Annotated in this window: 25 protein-coding genes and 1 pseudogene; 16 read left to right on the forward strand and 10 right to left on the reverse strand. The window is 70.7% G+C overall.

From position 1 onward, the window contains the following. Positions 1–53: 53 nt before the first annotated feature. Positions 54–1526 (reverse strand): FAD-dependent monooxygenase, encoded by a 1473-nt coding sequence (locus tag ACN6LD_RS30985; protein ID WP_445044926.1) that lies wholly within the window; start codon positions 1524–1526, stop codon positions 54–56. Between the two features lie 424 nt (positions 1527–1950). On the opposite strand from ACN6LD_RS30985, the gene ACN6LD_RS30990 reads away from it, so the two are divergent. After that, positions 1951–2391: a hypothetical protein gene (locus ACN6LD_RS30990; protein WP_445044927.1), complete on the forward strand. Its 441-nt coding sequence runs from the start codon at positions 1951–1953 to the stop codon at positions 2389–2391. A gap of 177 nt (positions 2392–2568) precedes the next feature. Here the strand turns inward: ACN6LD_RS30990 and ACN6LD_RS30995 are convergent, their stop codons facing one another. Continuing rightward, entirely contained in the window at positions 2569–3558 is a 990-nt protein-coding gene (locus tag ACN6LD_RS30995) for a helix-turn-helix transcriptional regulator (RefSeq protein ID WP_319195996.1), read from the reverse strand. A 93-nt stretch (positions 3559–3651) separates the two neighbouring features. On the opposite strand from ACN6LD_RS30995, the gene ACN6LD_RS31000 reads away from it, so the two are divergent. The 6 genes from ACN6LD_RS31000 (at position 3652) to ACN6LD_RS31025 (ending at position 8229) form a co-directional block, all read left to right on the forward strand. Then, entirely contained in the window at positions 3652–4050 is a 399-nt protein-coding gene (locus tag ACN6LD_RS31000; protein WP_319195998.1) for a VOC family protein, read from the forward strand. A 198-nt stretch (positions 4051–4248) separates the two neighbouring features. Further along, positions 4249–4899: an alpha/beta hydrolase family protein gene (locus ACN6LD_RS31005; protein ID WP_445044928.1), complete on the forward strand. Its 651-nt coding sequence runs from the start codon at positions 4249–4251 to the stop codon at positions 4897–4899. A gap of 55 nt (positions 4900–4954) precedes the next feature. Next, positions 4955–5368, forward strand: a complete 414-nt coding sequence (locus tag ACN6LD_RS31010; RefSeq protein ID WP_445044929.1) for a helix-turn-helix domain-containing protein — start codon at positions 4955–4957, stop codon at positions 5366–5368. A 239-nt stretch (positions 5369–5607) separates the two neighbouring features. Beyond that, the gene (locus tag ACN6LD_RS31015; RefSeq protein ID WP_319196002.1) at positions 5608–6078 is read left to right on the forward strand and encodes a hypothetical protein; all 471 of its coding nucleotides are present in this window, start codon (positions 5608–5610) and stop codon (positions 6076–6078) included. 338 nt (positions 6079–6416) lie between these two features. Next, entirely contained in the window at positions 6417–7727 is a 1311-nt protein-coding gene (locus ACN6LD_RS31020) for a hypothetical protein (protein ID WP_445044930.1), read from the forward strand. Positions 7728–7992: 265 nt separating this feature from the next. Then, positions 7993–8229 carry a hypothetical protein gene (locus ACN6LD_RS31025; RefSeq protein ID WP_319196006.1) on the forward strand — a complete coding sequence of 79 codons (237 nt, stop codon included), beginning with the start codon at positions 7993–7995 and terminating at the stop codon, positions 8227–8229. 60 nt (positions 8230–8289) lie between these two features. Here ACN6LD_RS31025 and ACN6LD_RS31030 read toward each other — a convergent pair whose 3' ends face one another. Together ACN6LD_RS31030 and ACN6LD_RS31035 are read right to left on the reverse strand one after the other, a co-directional pair. Next, positions 8290–9411 carry a fatty acid desaturase family protein gene (locus tag ACN6LD_RS31030; RefSeq protein WP_319196008.1) on the reverse strand — a complete coding sequence of 374 codons (1122 nt, stop codon included), beginning with the start codon at positions 9409–9411 and terminating at the stop codon, positions 8290–8292. 7 nt (positions 9412–9418) lie between these two features. Then, positions 9419–10474: a ferredoxin reductase gene (locus ACN6LD_RS31035; protein ID WP_319196009.1), complete on the reverse strand. Its 1056-nt coding sequence runs from the start codon at positions 10472–10474 to the stop codon at positions 9419–9421. Between the two features lie 87 nt (positions 10475–10561). Between ACN6LD_RS31035 and ACN6LD_RS31040 the strand changes: the two genes are divergently transcribed. The 4 genes from ACN6LD_RS31040 (at position 10562) to ACN6LD_RS31055 (ending at position 13351) form a co-directional block, all read left to right on the forward strand. Then, positions 10562–11701 carry a helix-turn-helix domain-containing protein gene (locus tag ACN6LD_RS31040; RefSeq protein WP_445044931.1) on the forward strand — a complete coding sequence of 380 codons (1140 nt, stop codon included), beginning with the start codon at positions 10562–10564 and terminating at the stop codon, positions 11699–11701. Positions 11702–12034: 333 nt separating this feature from the next. Beyond that, a complete protein-coding gene (locus ACN6LD_RS31045) occupies positions 12035–12619 on the forward strand; it encodes a dihydrofolate reductase family protein (protein WP_445044932.1) in 585 nt (194 codons plus the stop codon). Further along, on the forward strand, positions 12616–12804 hold the full coding sequence (locus ACN6LD_RS31050; protein ID WP_445044933.1) for a hypothetical protein: 189 nt from the start codon (positions 12616–12618) through the stop codon (positions 12802–12804). Before ACN6LD_RS31045 ends, ACN6LD_RS31050 begins: the two co-directional genes overlap by 4 nt. A 61-nt stretch (positions 12805–12865) precedes the next feature. Beyond that, a complete protein-coding gene (locus ACN6LD_RS31055; protein ID WP_445044934.1) occupies positions 12866–13351 on the forward strand; it encodes a VOC family protein in 486 nt (161 codons plus the stop codon). Positions 13352–13490: 139 nt separating this feature from the next. Here ACN6LD_RS31055 and ACN6LD_RS31060 read toward each other — a convergent pair whose 3' ends face one another. Then, positions 13491–13964 carry an NUDIX hydrolase gene (locus ACN6LD_RS31060; protein WP_445044935.1) on the reverse strand — a complete coding sequence of 158 codons (474 nt, stop codon included), beginning with the start codon at positions 13962–13964 and terminating at the stop codon, positions 13491–13493. A 357-nt stretch (positions 13965–14321) separates the two neighbouring features. Between ACN6LD_RS31060 and ACN6LD_RS31065 the strand changes: the two genes are divergently transcribed. Then, the gene (locus tag ACN6LD_RS31065) at positions 14322–14954 is read left to right on the forward strand and encodes an NIPSNAP family protein (protein ID WP_445044936.1); all 633 of its coding nucleotides are present in this window, start codon (positions 14322–14324) and stop codon (positions 14952–14954) included. Here the strand turns inward: ACN6LD_RS31065 and ACN6LD_RS31070 are convergent. The 3 genes from ACN6LD_RS31070 to ACN6LD_RS31080 all read right to left on the reverse strand — a co-directional run bounded on the left by ACN6LD_RS31070 (position 14938) and on the right by ACN6LD_RS31080 (position 16742). After that, positions 14938–15414 carry a hypothetical protein gene (locus ACN6LD_RS31070; RefSeq protein WP_445044937.1) on the reverse strand — a complete coding sequence of 159 codons (477 nt, stop codon included), beginning with the start codon at positions 15412–15414 and terminating at the stop codon, positions 14938–14940. The genes ACN6LD_RS31065 and ACN6LD_RS31070 overlap by 17 nt on opposite strands. A 321-nt stretch (positions 15415–15735) precedes the next feature. After that, complete coding sequence (locus ACN6LD_RS31075; protein WP_319191936.1) at positions 15736–16455, reverse strand: peptidoglycan recognition protein family protein; 720 nt, start codon at positions 16453–16455, stop codon at positions 15736–15738. Between the two features lie 104 nt (positions 16456–16559). Further along, positions 16560–16742 carry a hypothetical protein gene (locus ACN6LD_RS31080; RefSeq protein ID WP_445044938.1) on the reverse strand — a complete coding sequence of 61 codons (183 nt, stop codon included), beginning with the start codon at positions 16740–16742 and terminating at the stop codon, positions 16560–16562. Positions 16743–17731: 989 nt separating this feature from the next. On the opposite strand from ACN6LD_RS31080, the gene ACN6LD_RS31085 reads away from it, so the two are divergent. From ACN6LD_RS31085 to ACN6LD_RS31100, 4 genes are all read left to right on the forward strand, one after another. Then, positions 17732–18220, forward strand: a complete 489-nt coding sequence (locus ACN6LD_RS31085; RefSeq protein WP_319191939.1) for a carboxymuconolactone decarboxylase family protein — start codon at positions 17732–17734, stop codon at positions 18218–18220. A 233-nt stretch (positions 18221–18453) separates the two neighbouring features. Beyond that, a complete protein-coding gene (locus ACN6LD_RS31090) occupies positions 18454–18984 on the forward strand; it encodes a GNAT family N-acetyltransferase (protein ID WP_445044939.1) in 531 nt (176 codons plus the stop codon). A 467-nt stretch (positions 18985–19451) separates the two neighbouring features. Next, positions 19452–19742: a hypothetical protein gene (locus tag ACN6LD_RS31095; protein ID WP_445044940.1), complete on the forward strand. Its 291-nt coding sequence runs from the start codon at positions 19452–19454 to the stop codon at positions 19740–19742. A 466-nt stretch (positions 19743–20208) separates the two neighbouring features. Then, the gene (locus tag ACN6LD_RS31100; RefSeq protein WP_445044941.1) at positions 20209–20790 is read left to right on the forward strand and encodes a DUF3455 domain-containing protein; all 582 of its coding nucleotides are present in this window, start codon (positions 20209–20211) and stop codon (positions 20788–20790) included. 168 nt (positions 20791–20958) lie between these two features. Here the strand turns inward: ACN6LD_RS31100 and ACN6LD_RS31105 are convergent. Both ACN6LD_RS31105 and ACN6LD_RS31110 read right to left on the reverse strand, forming a co-directional pair. Beyond that, positions 20959–21346 (reverse strand): annotated as a pseudogene (locus tag ACN6LD_RS31105) (transposase); the annotation flags it as partial. A 49-nt stretch (positions 21347–21395) separates the two neighbouring features. After that, positions 21396–23036 (reverse strand): flavin monoamine oxidase family protein, encoded by a 1641-nt coding sequence (locus ACN6LD_RS31110; protein ID WP_445044942.1) that lies wholly within the window; start codon positions 23034–23036, stop codon positions 21396–21398. Between the last annotated feature and the right edge of the window lie 238 nt (positions 23037–23274).

The raw sequence follows: 23274 nt of genomic DNA on the forward strand, positions 1-23274 counted from the left end.
TCGCCCCGCTTCGGAGCGCCCCCGCCCACCGCGCCGACGGGCGCCGCCGCCGGTCAGCCGAACCAGGTCTTGACGGCGAGCAGCAACCGGTCATGGGCGCCGGCCGGCCCGAGCCAGGCGATGTGCCCGTCCGGACGCACGAGCACGGCCTCCGCGCCGAGCTCCGCGGACGGCTCGGCCACCACCACGTCCAGCCGGTCCGCCCACGCCGACAGATCCGGCAGAGCGCCCTCACCCGACGACGGCCCGGGCCCCAGGACCAGACCACGCCCCGACGACAGCAAGGGCCCGGCCGGAACGACCCCGTCCGGCGTCCTCAGCGACACGTCGGGCAACACCGCCCCGAGCAGCGGGTGAGCCGGCCCGCCGTCCCCCGCGAAGGGGTAGCGGACCCGGGTCACGTACTGCACGAGAAACGCGTTGACGTCGTCGGACCGCATCAGCTCGGCGAAGATCTCCCGCAACGGGGCAGCCTGCTCCAGCGGCGTCTGCAGCGGAATCTGGGCGAGCGCCCGGCGACACGCCCGCTCACCGACCGGCCGGCGCTCGTCGTGGTACGTGTCCAGCAGCCCGGCCGGGGCCCAGCCGCGCACGGCGGCGGCCAGCTTCCAGCCGAGGTTCACCGCGTCGTGCACGGCGGTGTTCATCCCGTGCCCGGACGACGGCGGATGCGGATGGGCGGCGTCCCCCGCGAGGAAGACCCGGCCGACCCGGTAGCGCCGTGCCAGCCGGGTGGGACTCCCGTACCGCGTCATCCACCGCACGGCCCCCAGATCCGGAGCCCGCCCGGTGATCCGCTCGACGGTGGAGCGGATCTCGTGGACCGTCACCGGCACGGAGCCGCTCGGCGGCTCACGGTCGAACTCGACCGTCATCAGCCGCACTTCGGAGGGGTCGGCCGGATTCACCGGCAGCACCCCGAACTGGCCGCACGGATACGAACCGGCCCTGAACAGCGCCTGGGACTCGTCGTCCACGACGACATCGGCGATGACGCCGTAATAGGAGGGGGCCAGCACGTCGAAGTCGAACCCGGCGGCCTGCGCCACGGCGCTGCGCGGCCCGTCGCACCCCACGACATACCGGGCGCGCATCCGCTCCGCGCCCCGCGGCCCGGCCACCGCGAGCGTCACCCCGCCCGCGTCCTGCTCGACGCCGACGACCTCCGCGCCGAGGCGCACCTCGACCCCCAGCTCGAGCGCGCGCTCCCGCAGAAGCTGCTCGCTGCGCCACTGCGGCACGATCAAGTCGTAGTCCGTCTCGGCGAGTTCACCGTCGATGTCCCGGTAGACGAGACCGAAGTGCGACCGGCCCCACGTGGGGGTGTCCGGACCGAAGAAGCGGCCCGCCAGCCCCCGCATCCGCAGAAAGTCCGCGATGTGCGCGTTGAGGAGCATGCCGCCCGAACGCTCGGGCAGCTCGGCGCGGCGCTCCAGGACAACGGCGGGAACCTCGGCCAGCCCCAGCTCGCAGGCGAGCATCAGGCCGGCCGCGCCCCCACCGACGATGATCACAGGATCAGACATGAACAGCAGCCTCCGCCACCGCCCTTAAGCCCGGACAAAGCCCCCGGCGCACCCCTCCCAGGCCCCCTCCGAGGCCAGGACCGCGCCCGTCCACCGGCTGCGCGCCGTCGAGAACCTCCCCCACCGCCCGGTGAGCTGATGCCCCGCAGATCCACGCACGGTCGACGTCCGCACGGCCCGACGATGCGACCTGCCCGGCGCCCCGGCGGGCCGGGGGCCGCCGGCGGGGGCTCCTTACGGGACCGCCCGGCGCGGGTCACAGGTACGGCCGGACGCCGCACGGTGGGCGTAACGGCAGTTGTGACAGCAGTGACAGGACCGCGACAAGGAAGCCCACAACGGTCGGCGGCCCTGTGCGGTCTCACTGTGCGTGGGCGGCGCCGACCGGCCGTCCCGTCGTGAGACCAACAGGGGGAACAACGTCATGAAGTCGATCCGACACAAGGCGGTCACCGCCGCCGCCGTCGCCGTCCTGGCTCTGGGTGGCGCGCTCGCCGCGACCGTACCGGCTTCGGCCGCCACGGCCGGCGCGTACAACGGAGCCTGCGGCAAGGGGTACGAGGTCTTCACGTCGACCCCGGTCAACTCCTCGCAGACCACCGTGGCCGCCACCACCTACGTCGCCTACAGCTCCGCGGACAAGCAGTGGTGCGCCGTCACGGTGCGCAACAAGCCCGGCGCCCGCGTGTTCATGGAGGTCACCCTGGACACCTGGCCGACCAGCAGCACCCTGGAGCGGGACGCCGGCTCCTACACGACCTTCGCCGGCCCCGTGTACAAGGACCTCCCCGCGCCCGGCCTGTGCATGACCTGGAGCGGCTCGATCGACGTCTACTACAACTCCGACCGCGGCCTGTGCCCCTGACCTGAACGGCCGCCGACGTGGCCGACCCGCGGGCCGGCCACGCCCGCTGCCCGCCGGCACGGCCTTCTTCCGGGTCCGGGTTCCGTGCACGGCGTCCCCGTACGGCACGCGAACGCGATCGCGTCGATCACCTCCCTGGCCGTGCCGTCTCACGGCATGGGTTCCTCGCCCTCGCCGTCAGGCCCGGCGGGCGCAGGACGTGAGGCGATCGGCGAGCGCGATGACGAGGTCGCGCAGTTCAGCGGGGCGCTCGATGACGAACGGCCGGTCGAGCGAGGCGAGTGTCCGAGGCAACCAGTCGAGCCGCTGCGCCCGCAGCTCCACGCGCAGCCAGCGCTCGGTCGCCGGGTCCCGGCCGGCCGCGGGCTCGTGCTCCTCCAGGCTCGCGACGCCGGCGGGGAGATGCGCGCGGATCTGCTCGACTGTCCCGTGGATCCGCAAGGTCACCTCATGCCGGTACTCGGCCGTGGCGAATCCCGACAACACGCGCTGCGCCGGATCGAGGCCCACGGGCGCTTCGAATGAGCCGGGCAGGGTCCTCGCGTCTGCGATGCGATCGAGCCGGAAGGTTCGGTCGTCGCCGACCTGGGCGTCCTTGCCCGTGACGTACCACCGGCCCGCATGGGCGACGATCCCGTACGCGTGCAGTGTGCGTTCGCTGCGCCGTCCGTCGCGGTCGGTGTAGCGGATCGAGACCGGCCGACGGTGGCGCACCGCGTCGGCGACGGTGAGCAGGAGCCCGGCGCCCGGGTGATCCGACTCGCCGGGCTGATCCGTGAAGGCGAGAGCTTCCAGGAGGGTGTCGAGCCGGCGGGCGATGTGCTTGGGCAGCACCCGCCGGATCTTCGCTGACGCCGTCTCGTTGGCCGTGCGCTCCGCCGTCGTCAGCCCTGCCCGGCGGCCGGCGACCAGGCCGAGCAGCACGGCCAGCGCCTCGTCGTCGCTGAGCATGAGCGGAGGCAAGCGGTAGCCGGGAGCCAGCCGGTACCCGCCGTAGCGGCCGCGCACCGACTCCACGGGCACGTCCAGGTCGATCAGCTGGCCCACATACCGCCGCACTGTGCGCCCTTCGACGCCGAGACGGTCGGCGAGCTCGGCCACCGTCCGGGTGCCGCCCGACTGCAGCAGCTCCAGGAGCGTCAGTACGCGGCCGGTGGGTCGTGGCATGTTCGCAGCCTAACGCGAATACAGGACCGATTCTGTCCCCTATTTCTCCTAGCCTGCGACGTGCACACCTCCAGCACGGCCAAGGAGATTCCCATGGACTTCGTCTCGATCCGCATCATCACCGGCGACGTCGCACGCCTCGTCGAGTTCTACGAGCGAGCCACCGGGATGCAGGCGATACGGGCCACCGAGGACTTCGCCGAACTCAGGACCGCGGGCGCAACCCTCGCGATCGCCGGCACCCGCACGGTCGCGCTGTTCGCCCCGGGCTCTGCCCGCCCGGCGGACAACCACAGCGTGATCACCGAGTTCCTCGTCGACGACGTCGACCGCGTTCACCAGAACCTGACCGGCTTCGTCACCGACTTCGTCAACGAGCCCACCACGATGCCCTGGGGCAACCGGTCGCTGCTGTTCCGCGACCCCGACGGCAACCTCGTCAACTTCTTCACCCCCGTCACCCCGGCGGCCGTCGAGAAGTTCGCACGCTGACGCCGCGCGCAGCCGCTCACGCGGGAGGCCGCAGACCCCAGGGCTCCCGATGCGCCGTCTCAGGCGACGTCGCCCCTGCTGACGCAACGCGAGCCGTTCGAATCCCGCGATCCGCGGCGCGCTAACCTGAGGCCGTCAATGAGCGAGGCGTGACCCGCGGGCCGGCTTCGGGGAACGGCACTGTGGCGAAGGAACGACATGCAGGCACTGACACTTGGTCCCACGAACGGTGAGCGTGTCGTTCTCTTCGCGGCGGGAGCAGGCGGCGACCCGGAGCGTCACCGGCCCCTCTTGGAGCACCTGGCAGCCCATGACTGCCAGGTCATCGCGCCCCGCTTCGAGCCCTTCGCCGCCCGAGAGGCGACCACCGCCGAGCTTGTTGCCCGCCCGGCGGGGCTGATCGAGGCCCTCCACCGGTGGGCGCCCGAGGACGCGCCTGTCGTGGTGGTCGGCCACTCGATCGGCGGATGGGCCGGCCTCTGTCTCGCCGGTGCGACGCCCTGGGGACGGGACGGCAGGCCGCTGGACGTCCCCCATGAGCCACGCGTCAGCCGCCTCGTCCTGTACACCCCCGCGGCCGGCTGGTTCGCCGCTCCGGGCGCCCTGGACGCGGTGAAGGCGCCGATGCTCGTCTACGCGGGAGAGAGGGACACCGTCACGCCCGTCGAGCAGGCCGTCCTCCTGCAGGGCGCACCGGCCGAGGTCGACCTCCGTGTCGTGCCGGGGGCCGGTCACTTCAGCTTCATGAACACGCCTCCGCCGGGCATGGCCGAAGCCGAGGGCTTCGACCATGCCCGGTTCCTCACCGACCTCGCGCAAGCGACCCTGGAGTTCGTCATCGCGCCCTGACCGGACGTGACACGCCGTCCGGACGCTGGTCCGGACGGCGCGCTATTGCCAGGCTGTGCGGGCGGCAGAACCGGTACAGGCCCGCGAGACCGATGACGCCGAGGGGCAGCGCCTGTGGCGGATCATCCGCAGAGGCACGGGTTCGGCGGCGACCTGGCGGCGTGCGCAGACGGCGCTGCCGTCCGCGCAGGGCATGCCGGTCGCGCGGACGCCGCGCTGTCGTTCACCGGCCCCGACCGGGCACGGGACTCGATCCACGATTCCGACGCCGACGGCTTCGGGGTCTTTGCATCCCAAGGACGTGGGCGGCCGGTCCAGGATGGTCACGCTGCCCGAGCGACGGGAGATCAAGAAGACCGCCAAGTCCTGGCCGGCCGAGCACGACCTGCCGTTCTCGACCCGGAGCCCGACCACGCGGACTTCCCCGGTCGCCGAGGACATCGTCGTCTCCCTGCGCCCCGGGCACTGAACAGCGGCCTGTCGACTGAGCACTGTCACAGCCAACCGTTCTCGCTGGCCCGAGCCCGGCCGCTTCCCGGGATGGGGCCAAGTCCTGTGGCGGGCCGCGTAGCGGCGCCGGTCAGTGGCACGCCCCTGCCGTACTCCGACTGCCCCGTTCATGGAGGTCCCGTACGACCGCCAGCGCTGCAACGTGATCCTCCTTGTTATTCGCTTGCTCGCGCGGAACAGGCTGCCAGAATCCGAGGCATGAGCGAGACGCCCGAACTGCCGTGGCCCGTACCGGACTCGCGATTCCGCCACTGGGCTGGCGAGTTTGCCGACATGCACGATCTGGTCCGCGACCTCGTCCTCCCGCCCGGTCTGCCCGAGGCGGCGGAGCGCGTCCTGACCACGGCCCGCGAACTGATCCGGATGAGCTACTACCGCTACGAGTTCATGATGGTCGGCGCCGCGACATCCATCATCGCCATCGAGGCCGCACTCTCGGACCGCTACGGCAAGGGCACCCTCGCCAACCATCTGAAGCAGGCCCTGGCCGACGGCCTCCTCACGCAGGACCAGTTCGACCTGCTGGACTCCTGCGGGCGGCCGATCCGAAACCGGTACGCGCACGGCGACCTCACCCACGCTGTGCTCACCCCGCCGCTGGCCGTCGGGATGGTCCGCACCTCCATCGCAATCCTCGGTCAACTGCACCCAAGATCAGTATCCGAGTAGGTCGGGAGCATCCGCTGTCGGTGGTCGGATCGTGTCGGTTGCGGTGGGCACGCAGCTCAGGTTGCGACCACTGGTATACAGCCTCAGGACTGGTGGGGGCTCGCATGTTGCGGTGTCGCGTTGACGAGCCGCTCGACGCGCCGGACACGGTAGGTGACCGCTTGGGGAGCGTGGCGGCCGCGGCCAACTATGTAGCGAGACGCCGTTTGCGGCTGATGACACGCGACCACAAACCATGCCAGTCACAAAACCATGTGCCCAATCTCAGTCCACGTCAATACAGTTGCTCAGCCGGCCGCACCCGTACGGCCGGATCAGTTTTCGAAGGGGCTCCTACGATGGGTTTACGAAGACGCGCGGCGGGTGTCGCGCTGGTGCTGGCAGCCGCGTCGTGCAATCTGCTCGGTCCCCCCGGCACAGCAGCGGCACAGTCCCAGGGCGGCATCGTCCTGCCCGTGCGGTCACACTGGCAGACCCTCGCCGACAGTCGTCATGTGTACATCAGCGCGCCCGGCGACGACGCCGTGCTGGCCACCGACCACGACGGGCAGGTCGTGAAGAAGGTGGAGGGTCTCGACGGGGCGCGGGGCATGGCCGAGTCGGCTGACGAGTCCACCCTGTACGTGGCGCTCCCGGACGCTGACGCGATCTCCGTCGTCGACACGGCGACCTTGACCGAGACGCGGCGCATCTCGACCGGGGCCGACACTGAACCGGAGAGCGTCGCCCTCGCCGGCGGCCGGCTGTTCTTCGGCTACCGGGCCACCGTCTTCGAAGCCGGCATCGGGTCGGTCGCCATCGCCGAGGCGACCCCGACCGTCAGCCTGGACGACAACCCCGTGTGGTACGGCAAGCCGCGACTCGCCTCGTCGCCGGGCGCGCCTGACCGGCTCGTCGCCGCGCAGAGTCAGGGCGCGCTGGGCATGCGCGTGTACGACGTGGGCTCCGGCATGCTTCATGAGACCGCCTACAGCGAAGCCGTGGGCGATGTCGAGGACATGGCCGTGACGCCGGACGGCCGCAGTGTGATCACTGCGAACGGCGGTAACTACTACCACCAGCGGTGGCGCTTGTCGGACCTGGCGGAGGAGACCCAGTACGACACCGGCCCCTACCCCAACTCCGTCGCTGTCGATTCCCACGGCACGGTCGCCGCGGGAATCGTGGCGGGAGGGGAGTGGGACGTCCGCATCTACCGCCCAGGAGAGACCGCCGCGTACCGCACGGTCGCGTTGTCGCCCGGATACGCGGATCTGCTCGACCGAGGCGTGGCCTGGGCGCCCGACGGCAACAGGCTGTTCACCACCCGCTTCCCCTACTCGGGCGAGGTGGTTCTCGACATCATCACCGACATCGCCAAGGCGTCCAGCACGATCGCACTGTCCGCTCCTCCGACGAACCCTGTCGGCACGCCGGTCGCCGTGACCGGGAAACTGACCTCGCTGGCCCCCTTCCCCAGGTACAAGACGGTCACGGTGACCCGCAACGGCGTGGAGTTGCCGGATGTGAAGGTCAAACGGGACGGCACCTTCAGCTTCAGTGACACCCCGCCCGACTGGATGACGTATCCCCAGTACACAGTCACCTACCGGGGCGACGCCCGGCATGTGCCCGGCACGGCGACCGTCATGGTCGAGCTCGTCGCCTGACCGAGCCGGTCAGTTTGCCCGAGCCCGTCACAACGGTGCGGGCGGCGTTCTGGGAGCTGAAGCGGGAGCACTGTAAGACGGCGGGCCACGACCGCAACGCAGCCACCGGCCGTCGTCAGAGGGAGATCGACTTCAACCGGCTGCACGAGTTCCCTCCACGGAGAGCAGTCCCTCGGCGAACCGGATATGCCCTCGCCGAGACGACCGAGTGGGTGTGGGCGGTCACAGGCGGGCCCTGCGCCAGTACCCCTACACCATCTCGGCCTTGTCGATCGGCCAAGACGTCAGCCGCGGCGGAACCGTGCGGCTGGAGCAGCAGCCCACGTTGGAGGGGGTGCGCATGCTCGTTGCCACGCTGGAGGCTGCGGACCGGACCGTGGAGCCGGCCACGGTCCACGCCGACGAGCTGCGGGTGCGCTACCAGGGGCAGAGCCGGTGCCCGTCCATGTACGTCGCGCCGTCCGAGGGCAGTCAGTACTGCACCCGGTGGGGTGAGCCGTAGTCCCCGCGGCGCCGCCGCCGGGCACGGTGCGAACGAATCTGAACGGGCGCCTGCCGGGAATCAGGCCGCGACGAGCTCCTGCTCGCGCTCCGGCGTCTTGACCGCGGGCTTCTTCCTGTTCGGCAGCGAGAGCCGGAAGACCTTGTGCCACGCGGAGAACACCTGCTTGGGCAGCGGCCCGGTGACGTACTCCAGCTCGTACTTCTCGAACAGCGCGCGCACCTTCACCGCGACCTCGGCGTACCGGTTGCTCGGCAGGTCCGGGAACAGGTGGTGCTCGATCTGGTGCGAGAGGTTGCCGGTCATGAAGTGCATGGCCTTGCTGCCGCTGATGTTCGCCGAGCCCATCATCTGGCGCAGGTACCACTGGCCGCGCGTCTCGCCCCTGATCGACCGGCGCTCGAAGACCTGCACGCCCTCGGGGAAGTGCCCGCACATGATCACCGAATGGGTCCAGACGTTGCGCACCAGGTTCGCGGTGAACGTGGCGGCGAGCGTGGTGAGGAACGACGGGCCCGACAGCAGCGGGTGGATCACGTAGTCCTTGAGCACCTGCTTGCGGATCTTGCGGCCCACGGCCCTGGCCCGCGCCCGGAACTCCGGGTTGCCCCGGCGGCGCTTGTGCAGGTTCTTGCCGAGCTCCAGGTCGTACGCTGCGATGCCGTACTCGAAGAAGCAGGCGTTGAGGAAGTTCCACAGCGGCTGGCCGAGGTGGAAGGGGTGCCACTTCTGGTCCTCGTCGACGCGCATGATGCCGTAGCCGAGGTCGTTGTCCTTGCCGATCACGTTGGTGTACGTGTGGTGCAGCTCGTTGTGCGAGTGCTTCCACTGATCGGCCGGCGAGACGTGATCCCAGTCCCAGGTGGTGGAGTGGATCTTCGGGTCCCGCATCCAGTCCCACTGGCCGTGCAGGATGTTGTGGCCGATCTCCATGTTGTCCATGATCTTCGCCACGGACAGACCCGCGGTGCCGATCAGCCACGCGGGCGGGAAGAACGAGAACAGCAGCACGCCCCTGCTGGCCAGCTCGAGCTTGCGCTGCGCCGAGATGACCTTGCGGATGTAGGCGGCGTCCTTCTCACCACGGCCGGCGATCACCTCGTCGCGGATCGCGTCCAGCTCGCGGCCGAGCTCCTCGATCTGCTCCGCGGTCAGGTGGGCGGTGGGGTCGATGGCGGTCAAGGTGCTCCTACCGTTCGATGTCACAGGGGCCCGCGGCGGCGGACACGCAGGTCTGGATGAGGACGCCCGGCTCGGCCTCGGTGATCTCGCCGGTGCGCAGGTCGCGGACGGCGCCCGCCTTGAGCGGCGTGACGCAGCCGAAGCAGATGCCCATGCGGCACCCGGAGGGCATGAGCACGCCGGCCTCCTCGCCGACGTCCAGCAACGGCGTGGCGCCGTCCGCGTCGACGGTCTTGCCGGTGGCGCTGAAGGTGACCTCGCCGCCGTCGCCGGCGGCGACGATGCCGGGGCGGAAGCGCTCGGTGTGCAGGCGCTCCGCGACGCCGTGCTCGCTCCAGTGCTTCTCGGCGGCGTCGAGGAGGCCCGCGGGCCCGCACGCCCAGGTCTCGCGCTCGGCCCAGTCGGGCACGAGTTCGTCGAGACGGGCGATGTCGAGCATGCCGTCCGTGTCGGTGTGCACCTCGGTGAGCCGCAGCTTCTCGTCCGCGACCAGGGCGTGCAGCTCGTCGCGGAAGATCACGTCGTGCGGCCGTGGCGCGCAGTGGACCATGACGGCGTCGTCGAACTCGGTGTCGCGCAGCATGCCCATCACCGGCGTGATGCCGCTGCCGGCCGTCAGATAGAGCACCTTGGCCGGTTCGGCCTGCGGCAGCACGAAGTCACCGGCCGCCTGGTCGAGCTGGATCAGCGTGCCCGGTGTCGCCCTGCGGACCAGATGGTTGCTGACCTTGCCGTCCGGGATCGCCTTCACGGTGATCGTGACGCGGCCGTCCCGGCGGCCGGTCGGCGAGGTGATGGAGTAGGCGCGCCACAGGCGCACCCCCTCGACGTCGACCCCGATCCGCACGTACTGGCCGGCCGTGTGGCCGCGCCAGCCCCGTCCCGGCCTGATCACGACCGTCGCGGCGTCACCCGTCTCGGGGTGCACCGCCTCGATGCGCCCCCGCAGGTCAGCGCCCGCACGCAGCGGGCTGACCAGGTCGAGGTAGTCCGACGGCAGCAGCGGCGTCGTGACCATCTCCAGCAGTTTCCACGCCCTGCTGCGGAGGGCTGCACTCGTCATGACTCCAGCTTGCTGCGCCGCGAGGCGTAAAGTCCTGACCGCAAGACGTAAATCTGGTCGACTGAATTGTTCGCAGGGAACAAAAACGTGAGCCATGCAATCCGGAGGGCCAGCGAGCTGGCCCTGGACGACACGACGGTCACCGCACTTCGGGCCGAGCTGAGGACCACCGCCGACGAGGTCGTCCAGGCGATCATCGACGAGGTCCCGCCCTACGCAGGCGCCCTGTCGGGTCACATGGGCGCCACCATCCGCCGAGCCGTCCGCACCGCCCTCGGGCACTACCTGGACCTCGCGAGCGGGAAGGCGACAGGCGGCGACGCCGGTGACGCGGCCTACGAGCTGGGCCGCGGCGAGGTACGCGACGGCCGCTCGATGGACGCCCTGCTCAGCGCCTACCGCGTCGGCGCCCGCGTGGCCTGGCGCTGCCTGGCGGCGGGCGCCGTGCCCGCAGGACTGCCCGCCGCCGAGGTCGCCAAGTTCGCCGAGCTGACCTTCGCCTACATCGACGAGCTCTCCGCCGCGAGCGCCGCGGGCCACGCCGACGAACTGGCCGCCCGGGGCAGAGCCCACGAGCGCCACCTGGAACACCTGGCCCGCGACCTCCTCGCCGGCGCGAGCCCGGACGTGCTGCTGGCCTCCGCCCAACGGGCCGGATGGCAGCCTCCGGTCTCACTGACCGCGGTCCTGCTGCCCGCCGCCCAGGCCCGGCCCGCCTACCGCACGCTCGACCCGAGCACCCTCGTCCTCGACGACACCCCGGACGCCACCGGTGTGCTCCTGGTCCCCGACGCCGACCGGTCGCATCTCCTGCGGCAGCTGACCGACCGCACCGCCGTGGTCGGCCCGGCCCGCCCGTGGATTCGCGCGTCCGCCTCGTACGCACGAGCCGCACGCGCACGCTCCCTCTCCTGCGACATCCGCGACACCGAGGACCACCTGCCCGAGCTGGTGCTGAGCGCCGACGCCGACGCCTTCGCAGACCTGCGCGCCCGAGCCCTCGCACCGTTGCGGGCCCTGCCCGTCGCGACCGCACGACGGCTGGAGGAGACGTTGCGGGCGTGGCTGCTGCACCAGGGCAGACGCGACGAGGCGGCGGCGGCGCTGTTCGTCCATCCCCAGACGGTCCGGTACCGCATGTCACAGCTGCGGGAGCTGTTCCCGGACCTCGCATCGCCGCACCGGGTCCTTGAACTGACCCTGGCGGTCGGTCTACGGGCCGACTGACGCCCCACCCCGACCGCCCACGCCCCCCGCCTCGTCGCCCCGGTCCGTGCCGGAGCCCGCTTCGGGCGCGGCCGCCTCGCCGAACGCGGCGCGAGCCGCACAGTCTGAACGACCGCCGTCGATTGACGGGTCACGACTCCGGTCCCCTCAGCCCGGTCCCCTCAGCCCGGCCCCCTCAGCCCGGCGTCGGTCCGGCGTCGGTCCGGCGTCGGTCCGGCGCGTCGAGCCGATGAGTCTGCCGGTCGCCCGAAGTCCTCCCTGCGGCAAGCCCGCCCCGTCGGCGCATCAGCAGACGCCGGGTCCCGGTGCCATGGAGGAGAGAGGGAGGCCAGGATGAACAATCCGATTCGGCTGTACATGTCGATGTCGCTCGACGGCTGTATCGCCGGCCCGGACGATCGGCCAGGGCAGGAGCTCGGACGCAACGGTGGACGGCTCTTCAACTGGCTCGACGACCGGGACTCCGACGGTGCGAGCGGCCAGGTCTACCGCGAGGCGCTGGCGACCGGCGCGGTGATCTCCGGCCGTCGGACCTTCGAACTCGCCGGGCGCTGGCAGGGCGATCACCACGACGGCGTGCCGATCTTCGTGCTCACCCACCGGGTGGACGACGGGGACGTGCCGCCCGGCCACGCGCGTTTCGTCACCGATGCCGAGGACTGCGCCCGTCAGGCTCGCGCAGCCGCAGGGGAGCGGCCCGTCATGGTCCACGGGGCGGGGGCGGCCCAGGCGCTTCTGCGAGCCGGGCAGCTGGACGAGATGGAGATCCACCTGGTTCCGGTCCTCCTCGGGGACGGCCGACGGCTGTTCGAGCACCTGGGCAGCGATCACATCGAACTCGACCTCGTCCGACGGCTCGAGGACCGAGACGTCACGCATCTTCGCTACCGGGTGCATCGACCCGAGGAGGCCGCGTGAAGACGCTCTTCGTCTCGTACCGCGTCACCGACCTCGCCGCGTCCAGCCGACGCTCATGGCCGGGGCCGCTCAGCGGTGCGGGACATGGGCCGGACCTGTCCAAGCCGCCACCGACGATCCAGACCGGCCCGGACGGCCACGCGCGGCCGCCCGGCGCGCCCGCGGTTGACCTCAACCAAGCTTGAGCTTCTAGGTTCGTCCCAGTGCCGCAGGAGAGACCGGCGGTGTCTTCCAGGGAGGCTCGTGATGGCCCGGAGCACAGCTCATACCGAGATCCCCGACCGTTACCGCTATGCCGTGATCCCGCACATCATGGTCGACGACGCCGCCGCGGCGATCGACTTCTACCGGCGCGCGTTCGGGGCTCGCGAGGACTTCAGGGTCGACGCTCCGGACGGCGGGATTCTGCACGCCGAGATCAGCATCGGACGCTCGGTGCTGATGCTGGGCGACGCCGGCGTGGACGAGGCGGAGGCCGCCTCCTTCGCCGCGCCGACCTCGCTAGGCGGTGGCACCTCCGTCACGCTGCATGTCTTCGTGCCCGACGTCGACGGCCTGGCGCTGCGCGCAGAGGCTGCCGGCGCCGAGATCCTCCAGCCGCCGACCGACATGTTTCACGGTGACCGCACTGTCATCCTCAAGGACCCCTCGGGTCACATGTGGGTGTTCCTGACCCATGTGGAAGACGTCTCGGAGGAGGAGCTGCGGCGTCGGCTGGCCGCCGCCGGGTGACCAAGCACGGGCCCCGCCCGACAGCCCCCGGCCGACGGCTGCCGACCGTTCGTCGGCGCGCTGTGCTGCTGTCCCTGGCAGGGCCTGACGGCGTCCTCCGCCTCGGCGGCGGGCATCGGAGTTCGGATGTTGATCCCCCTCAGTGCTGGATCAGGCCCCCGACCGGGACGGCAGCGACGCGGCAGGTCGCCGGAAGCGTCCGCGCCAGGGAGAGGCCGACATCGACCAGCGATGACCGGCGCACACGAGCGACATCGGCAATCGGAGTCCAGACCGACTCAGCGATCTCGCCGTTCGACTCCGGCCGCAGCCGGCCGCCGGTGATACGAACCCGGTAGAAGACGCCGACATTCTGATGCTCCGGCCTACCGGCGATGGCACGTTCGGCCGCAGGGATCACCCGGGAGTCCACACCCAGCAGGCGTTCGACCACCGCATCGCAGCCGGTCTCCTCCGCGACCTCCTGGATCACCGCGTCGAACGGATCCTCCGCGTGCTCGACCCTGCCACCCGGAAGGGTCCAGCAGCTCTCGCCCTCCGGCGGCACGTGACGGGCGAGCAGCACCCGCCTGCCCTCGATGCACACGGCGTACGCCGCCAGCCGGAAACTCATTCCCCCGCACCTCCCACCGGACCCTGACCCGACGCCCAAGATCCATGCGGCGCCACGAGCACAGGGCGGAGCCAGACCAACTTCTCACGCCTGAAGCCACTTCAGTTCCGCGCGGCGGAGCCCAAAGAAGCGCCGATGGCCGCCGGCGCGGCCGGCGGCGCCGTGCAGCGGGATACCAGCGGCACCGAGCGCCTCGACGCCCCGGTACCGGCCCTGACCTGCGGCGCATGCACGACGACTGGACCACGGACCTCACGCGCACCGGGCAGGCCACCGCATGAGCATCGTCGAACTCCGGCAGTACACCCTCACTCCGGCGCCCGGGAGACGCTGATCGAGCTGTTCTAGCGCGAGTTCGTGACCGCTCAGCAGGCGGCCGGCATCACCGTCGACGGCCGGTTCCGCGACCTTGACGACCCGGACCGCTTCGTCTGCCTGCGCGCGTTGTCCGACATGGCGCACCGCCGGCGCGCGCTGGAGGCGTTCTGCACCGGCCCGGCCTGGCGGGAGCACCGCGACGCCGCCAACGCCACCATGACCGACAGCGACGACGTCCTGCTGCTGCCCGGCCCGGGATTCACGCCGGAGCCGGGGACGAGCGAGGTGCTCGCGACAGCCTGCCGTCCCGCCGACGCGGCCGACTTCGACGCGTACGCCGCCCGGCACCTGAGCCCGGGCCACGCACTGCACCGCACCGAGCACGCCGAGAACGACCTTCCCCGCCTGCCCGTCCCCACCCGGGAGGACGCCCGGATCTGGTTCGACCCGGCCGACCCGCCACCCTGGCCCACCCGGCGGCTGCGGCTGGAGCCCGTGAAGCCTCAGCCTGCGCATTCCCGAGTCGGACGGGCCGAGGCCAGATCCAACAAGTGGAGAGTGCTGCTGACTTGCACCAGCTGCAGAGCAAGGATGGGAAACGGGCCCTCACCTGACGTTGATCGTCCAGTGCCGGGCACGGAGTCCTGCTGGGACGTCAGTCCCATGCGTTGAAGAGCACTCCGCCCAATGTGGTGACGCCGTAGAAGCGGACTTCGCGCCACTCGCCCCGGGTCAGGACCGACGTGTCGACGTCCGAGAGCGGCAGAGTGAGCTGCGCGCGATCAAGCACGACAAACCCCGCGTCGGTAAAGGCCTGGGCCCACGGCGGCGGTGCGAGGAACTCCTCGGTGTACCAGTCCCGGCGTTCTCGAGCGAATGCGATCCAGGGGTGGTGGGCGTGACACAGGACGACGCACTCGCCTGCGCCCTCGATGACCGCCGCGCTGTGGAACGTACGAGGGTACGTCCGTTCCTCTGTCTCGCCCACCTGGCCTCCGGCCGCCCGGGCGGCCGCATACAGCGCTGCCCGGAACGTCCGCTGATCGGTTTCCGGCAGCGGCCCATCCCTCGGCCGGAAGAAACCCGTGGCGCCTCGCGGCAGTGTGAAAGCTGCGTCCCCGTCTACGGCCATGTGACTCATTCTGCCGAGGAGAGACGACGCGCCCGCCGCGGCCGGCACATCCCGCCGACGGGTGCACGACACCCCCGGCCCCCCCGTCCCCGCGACCCTGACCGGCCGACTGACCCCGGATCAGGCCGCCGGCCCGCCTCCTCCAGGACTTCCCTACCGCCCGCCACTTCACCGTGGACGACCGCGCCCCCACCGCCGACGCATGGTTCGCGCGGGCCGCCCCGGGCCCGCCGGAAACGTTGACCGGCCGGCTCCCGGAAAAGGCACGCGCCGCCACCGACACCGAACTCGACTCGGCGGGCCTTGCCTCGTCCCGACCGGTCAGCGACGGCGCTCGACCGGTACCGGCTCGGCATCCGGCTGGAGGGTGGGGTGTGTGTCCTGGAAGTGGTCGTACGCCGCCTGCGCCGCGGCCAGGACCTCGTCGTAGATCCGGTCCATGTACGGGCCGGCGCAGACGGTCGAGGACCAGTGGTGGTGGTAGAAGAGGTTGCTCCCGCTCGGGCGCTCGCCGATCACCTCGGCGAAAAGCCAGCCGGCGAGACGTGCAGCGTTCTTCCAGGTGACCTCGCCGACCGTCCAGTCGGGCGCGAGCGTCGCGTTCGCCATTTCGATGCTGACCGAGCTCTGGTTGCCGGCCGTGTTGCCGACGGCCCAGGCGTACTCGTGCACCTTGACGTACTGAGCGACGGCGCCGGCGGCGTCCACGTCGAAGTGGGCGGAAGCCGGACGCACCGTCCAGACGTCGAGCACATCCTGGTGCGAGAGCCGGCCGGCGTTGTGGTGCAGGGTGACCGACGTCTTCTTGTACGACGTGTGCGTGACGTGGCCCGTCGCGCTGAGCTCGTCGATGAAGTTCGCGACGGGACAGTCGTAAGGGATGGTGGCGGTCGCTTGGCCGGCCGCCGCGTCGTCCTCGGCGGAGCCGACGAAGTCGCTCTCCGGAAGGTCGTCAAGGTTGTCGGTGCCGGGTCCATCGCCGGTGTCGGTCCTCTCGATGACCGCCTTCACGTCATCGTCGCCGACGTTCTTCTCGGGCATGACGCCGTCCTTTCAGTTGCGCGACTTCGCGGAACAGCTCGTCAGGGGGCCGGACGAGGAGGAGATGCGGCACGACGGCCATCAGCCGGGTCAGGCACGGCCCATCAGGCGTCGGCCCGGGCGGCCGCATCCGCGGACTGGCCCGCAGAGACCAGATGGCGGTCGAGCGGAACGGCGTCGTCGGCGACCGCCTCGGCGACCAACGACGGCTGCCGGCTGTCCGCGGGGTTGAGCAAGTGATGGGTGTCGGTGTCGAACCCGACGATGCCCCTCTCGCCGACGGGCACGTCGACGCTGCACGAACCTGGGCGTAGGCGTGGTCGATGAGCGTGAGGTCGGGTCGGCAGACGCTGACCTCGACCATGGAGATCGGCTCGTCCCCGTCTCCTCTCAGGCGCAGCCGGAGTCGACGAACGCGAACGCAAGTCTGGCTGCAATACAGAATTCTGAGAGGCCGTTCAGAGCGCCTGATTCCAGGTTCGCCCCGTGTGCAAAACCTGTCAATTCAGGTCGGCGCGCGCGTCCGCACTGCGCAGCGCCTCCGGCCTCACACCACCCACTTCAAAGGGCCCGACGGCGGCCGCCCTGGCCATCCCGGCGAGGTGCTGGCCCCCGCTTCGACATGAGGCCCCACCCATGGCACGCCACGGCCTCGGGGTCTCCCACGGCGACCCCGAGGCCGCGGCGCCGGCGATACGCGTACTGCTCGGCCGTAGGCAGCACGACCGGGAGCGGTGTCACTCCGTGGGAGTGGAGAAACGACGCGCCCGGCCCGGCCTGTGCATCCTGCTGGCGAGGGCAGGACACCCCGGCGGCCCCGTCCCCGCGCCCCTGGCCGACCAGCTGACCCGGATCAGGCTGTCAGCCCGCCTCCCGGGAGAGTTCCCTACCCTCCGCGGCCTCGCCGTGGACGACCGCGCCCCGACCGCCGACGCATGGTTCGCGCGGGCCGCCCCGGGCCCGCCAAAACCGTTGACCGGCCAGCTCGCCCCACTGCATGACCGTCCGCCCGCACGCCCCCCCCAAGCCGCCGCACAGCCGGCCCCGCTCCACCGCCACCGTGCACCACCAGCTGCATGTCCCGCTGCCCGTCCTCACCCGCCTCGCCGACACCCACGACCTCACCGACGCCACCCCCTGCCAGCTCCGCAAACAGCTGACCGCCTACCACCTGACCCGCACCGACCCGTTCGCGGGCTGGTTCCTGTCACATCTGCGTGCGCCGTGCCGTCAATGCTGTGAAGACGCCGACCAGGCGACGCGAAGGAGAGCAGCCATGACGAACACCTCCATCTCCCGGATGCCCGACCCGGGTCAGCTCGTGCCCGAGCTGAACGACGTCAGCGCCGCCCTCTTCCGGGCCACGGGCAACCGCTCGGTGCCCCGCACCACGATGAGCCTCGTCCACCTGCGCGCCGGGCAGATCGTCGGCAACACCTACCTGACCATTTTGAACACCGGGCTCCTGCGCAAGGCGGGGGAGTCCGAGGAGCGCATCACCGCCGTCTCCTCCTGGCAGGACGCCCCGTACTTCACCGACGCCGAGCGCGCCGCCCTCGCCCTGGTGGAGGCCGCTCTCCAGCCCGCCCCGCACGGCAGGGAGCGCGTCGGCGACGAGCTGTACGCCGAGGTGGCCAAGCACTACGACGAGAAGGCCCTGGCCACCCTCACCATCGCGATCGGTCAGATCAACTTCTTCATCGCCCTGGCCGTCATCGGCAAGCCCCAGCCGGTCAGCTCCCTCGCGGACGACCAATGGGACTGACCTGCCCGGCATCGCCGCCGGCCGATCCGGCGACACAGGACCCCGCAGCCGACGATGAACACGGACAGAGCAGCCAGAGGCTCTCGGCTCGGGCGGGCAACCCTATAAACGGCGCCGCACGACGGCACGCCCTGCGGCGCCGGGCGATGCCGGCATGGCGACGCGGAAGACGTTTTCCGCGCAGAGGAAAGCGGATTGCCGGCCTGGATCCCGTGTGAGTAGCGTCGCCGTCTGTGACCCCGACTCTGCGCACCGAGCGGCTGCTGCTCGAGCCATACATCCCACAAGACGAAGAGGACTTCGTCGCACTGTTCCAGGACACCAGGGTGTCGCAGTGGATGGGCGACGGCCCTGCTTCCCAAGACGCAGACCGTGCCCTGTTCAGGCGGATCTTCACGAAGGTCTATGCCCACGACCTGTTCGACGTCTGGGCTGTCCGTCGGGACGGACTCCTGGTAGGGCATGCCGAGATCAAGCCGACCGACGTCGTCGCAGGCCACGAGATCATCTACGCCCTGGCCCCGGCAGCATGGGGGCATGGCCTGGGGACCGAGGCGGCACAGGCGATCGTCGCGTACGGCTTCGACACCCTCGCTCTGGCCACCGTCTACGCCACCGTAGCCGCACCGAACAAGGCGTCACTGACCCTGCTGGACAAAATCGGTTTCGAGCATGTCCGAAACATCGCAGAGGACGACGGCAGCACCACCCGCGTGTTGGCCCGACACCTGACTGCGAGCGACGAAGCCCCCCTCGCCCGATAGAGGCGAGCAAGCCGCTGCCCGTGAAACCACCCGGGCAGGCTCTCGGTCACACCGTCTCCGCGGTGAAGACCGGGATGCGGCCTTGGGCGCCGCTTACCCCGATCGTCGCCGGTCGGGCCGGCCTATCGGCTGCGTTGCACCCGCCCGACCCCATCGGCCACACACCGAACGTCGGCTGCTCGCGCTGCGCCGGCTCGCAGGGGCGCCGGAGACTGTGCGTGCGCTGCGGGTATGCCACGTGGTGGTGTGCACGGGGCACCGGAGGCACGCCTGTTCCCGCTGATGATCTGCGACCTGTCCGGCCTCGGCATCCAGGCCGCTACCCGGTACACGTCGCTGCGGACCTGCCTTCCGGGTGACCGTCCGGGGTGCAGGGCTCCTGGTCTGGTCGGCCGTTCCGGCGGCCCTGATGCATTCCTGCCCCAGGTCATGGCCCCCATCCGGCCGGCAGCGCGGTGAACAGCGTCATGACGCTGAAGAAGGCGAACCTGCCGCGGCGGTGGCCGTGTGATGGTAAATGGGCGATTCGCGGGGTGCTTACGGTCGTCGAAGGAGGGGAAGTGATGATCTCCATGACGAGCGTGATGCAGTACTACGGTCTGCTGTGGACCGATCCGGACGGCGCCCCGCAGGCGTCGGCCGGCAGGTACGACAAACGGTCCGCGAAGCATCGCCGCACCGAACTCAAAGCCGTGGGCTGCACCCGTGTCGAGATCGTGCCGGTCAGGCCGGGCGACGTTCCCGAGCCTGTCTCCTGAGCGAAGCGAGACGAAGCAGAGCACGCGACCAGACAGCCGTATCCCGCCCGGCAGCACCTGGAGGCCGCGCAGCGCGTCGACCGGCCACCGACCATCCCTCACTCGAACAGACCGAGGTCCGCGAGCAGCCGGCGCTGTGCATCGGGACGCGTCCGACCAGTTGGAACTGTCGGAGCGAGCTGGGGGACGATTCGTGGAGTTTCGTCGCGTGGCCCGAAGCCAGGGGGGTTGCAGGGCCGGAGGTCCCGGAGCCTGTCTCGTCGTGCTCGGAGTCCTTCGCGGGGTGAAGGTGCAGGGTCACACAGCTGTCGGCCGTCCGACTCCTTTCGGATCCCTTACGAGTCACCTCGCCACGACATCCAGGCGGTCATCCGCCCCTACTGTCCAACAGTGTGCGCGGACCGGGTTCCTGACGGCTCGTGACGGTGGTCCGCACTTCTCCCTACCGATACCGGAGTCGTTTCCCATGCTCTTCAGCAAGCGCGCCGCCCTGACGGCGGGAAGTATCGTCACCGCGGCCGCCTCGGTGATCGCCGCCGCGGCCGTCAGCCACGCGTCCGACAGGCCGACCGCCGAGGCGCGCGCCGTCGCGCGGTCGCACGCGACCCCGGTCGCTCCCCAACTCCGGGTGCCGGACGGCAACAAGAGGATCGCCGAACTCGCCGCGAAGGGAGTGCAGACCTATGCCTGCACCAACGGCGCCTGGACGTTCGTCGAACCGGCGGCGACCCTGTCGGACGTGCGTGACCGGCGCCACCGGCCTGTCGCCCTCCACTCGCGCGGCCCGGTGTGGGTCTCCACCGTGGACGGCAGCGCCGTCAACGCCGCCGCCGTGCCCGGTGCGAGCAGCCCTCGTGCCGGTGCCGTCCCCGAACTGCTGCTCAAGGCCACGGCCGACCGGGGACAGGGGCTCTTCGGTTCCGTCTCCTACATCCAGCGCCTGAACACACGAGGGGGCGTGGCGCCCACCGGTCCCTGCGAGGCGGGAGCCCAGACCGGTGTGCCCTACACCGCGACCTACGTCTTCTACGAGCCGACCGGTCGATGAGGCGTCAGGACAACACCCCATACAGGTCGGCGTCGGATGGCTCTCCGTCAGGACGGGCCGCCGACGTCAACGTCGGGGTCCCGCCCTGACGGCGTCTCCACCGTCCGTCCGCTGTGGCAGTACGGCGTCACACCGCGACGATGCCTTCCATGCCCGACTCACCGAAGGGTCCTGGCCGGCGGCGGCTTCTTCAAGGGCGTTCATGACCTCCTCGCCGATGCGCATCCCGGCGGCGTCGTGATGGGCGCGGGCGGTGGTGGAGTCCATGCTGACCAGGGACAAGTCCGTCTGCCCCTGGAGGGCGGCCTCAGCGATCACGCCCTCCAGCAACGCGGTGAAGACGCCGGCGTCCCTCCGGACGCGGAAGCGGCCGTAGACCGTCGGCCACGGACCGAACTCACCCGGCGTCTCCGCCGCTGACTGCTGGTGCGAAACCGCCAGATCACCCCCTCGAACTGCTCCCGCAGCCGCTCAGGGTACGGGCCGTACTCGCCTATCGGCAGGAACGGCGCTCGATCAACTGCCGTTGCCCGTCGTTGAGTTGGCTGCGCCTCACGATCGTCTTCCTACCGGATCCGCCGATTGATCACGACGTCACACAGGCCCTAGACGAGGCCCTGTGTGAGGGCGGTGGCGTCAGGGACCTGGACGGTGTCCGGTGCGGTGCGCGGCAGGAGGCCGAGGATCTGGGCGACGACGTACTGCGCCGACATCATCGCGCCCTCCTGCCAGCCGGGCAGCGGGGACGCCTGGTCTCCGACGACGTAGAAGCTGCCGTTGCCCTCGGGCTGGAGGAGCTGTTTGTAGGCGAGCATGTGGTCGGGGTCGGAGGGGTCCCAGTCGGCCCAGCCGCCCAGCTGGTGGGGGACCTTGTGCCAGGCGATGCTCACGCCCAGCTCGACCGGCACGGTGCCGCGGTCGTTGAACTCCCGGTGCAGTTGTGCCCCGCCCTCCTGGGCGAAGCGGAGTCGGTCGGCGGGCTCGCGCTTGCCCAGGTCCAGCGCGTTGTCTGCGAAGTTGTACGCCCCGGTGAGGGTGCCCGTCTCTGAGAAGTAGTCGTTGGACGGGTACCACATCTGGGTGATGGGGTGGTCGGTCCAGCTGATGCCGCCGTAGATCTGGTTGCGGTCGTCCTCCCAGAACCTCCGGTTCGCCTGCCAGCCGACCTTGCACGTCGGCGCGAAGCCCACCAGGCCGACGGAGTGCCGGAACTCCGGGGAGAAGCCGGTCAGCGTCAGCTTGTTCAGGACCGGCAGCGGGATGTTGCTCACGCAGAGGTCGGCCGTCTCCGTGCGCGTCTGTCCGCGCTGGACGTAGTTGACCTCGACCCCGGCGTCCGTCAGCCGGATCCCGGTGACCTCGGCTCCCAGCTCGACGGCGACGTCGTACTGCCCGGTGATCGTCTTCGTGAGCGCCTCGACGATCTTGTCCATGCCGCCGACCGGCTGGAACATCGTGGCCTGCCACAGATGGTCGACCGGCTGGTAGAAAGAGTAATCCCAGAACTCCGAGGCGACGAGGTCGGCGAGGGCCAGCGGGGGCGCCGCGGGGGTCGGGAACTCGTCCACCTCCACCGGCTCGGCGTAGCCGGAGCGGGTGGACCCCGCGTACTTGCCTTCCTCGTCCAGGTCCCCGAACTTGCGCAGCAGGTTGCGCAGCAGCTCGGACTGCTCGTCGTCCGTGTCGAGAGTGGCGGACAGCAGTGCCGCGAGATGGCCCCGGGTGTCGTTGGCGATCCGCCGGTTGCGCCACGGTGCTTCGGGCGGGGTGTGTCCCGTGCGGTGCAGGACGTTCGCCGTCGTCTCCATGACGTACGGCTCCAGTTTGACCTGGAGCTCGGCGCAGTACCGAAGGACGCGGCGGTGGTGGTAGGGGATGCGCCCGGGGCCCAGGTTGAGGTAGAGGCCGGGATCGAAGTCACAGGTGTGGGTCCGCACCGGGACGCCGGTGTCGTCCAGCTCGTACAGTTCGTCGCCGGCTCGGGCGGTGCGGTTGCGGCCGCCGGCGCGCTGCTGGGGCTCCAGGACCGTGCACCGGTAGCCGAGCCTGCCCAGTTCGTAGGCGGCGGTCAGCCCGCCGACGCCGGCGCCCAGGATCAGGACGGACCGCGCCTCGCCGGCCGCGCGCGGCGCGGCGGTGAAATCCAGCGGGGGACTGACACCGGAGCTCAGCGGCCCCGCCAGCCCGGACATCGCCTGGTGCAGGCCCCGTGCGCTCCGGCCGACATCGTTGTTCTGCTCGCTCATGGCTCACCTCTCGGATCGGGCGAGCTCGCTCCCGGCTTCGTCGGCGCATGCCTGAGGCGAAGCCTTGGCCATGAATTGCCGCACGCATATGCAGAGATCGGCCCGCGGAGGGGTTCTGCCCGGTCTGCAGGCCAGGACTCCGCCCGCCCGGGCGAGCGCGTGAGACGACGGTTGACAGGTGACCGGCGTACGCCGACGTGAAGCGAACGCCGGCGCGGGGGGGGGGGGGGGGGGGGGG

Source organism: Streptomyces sp. SAS_272 (genome assembly GCF_052543235.1).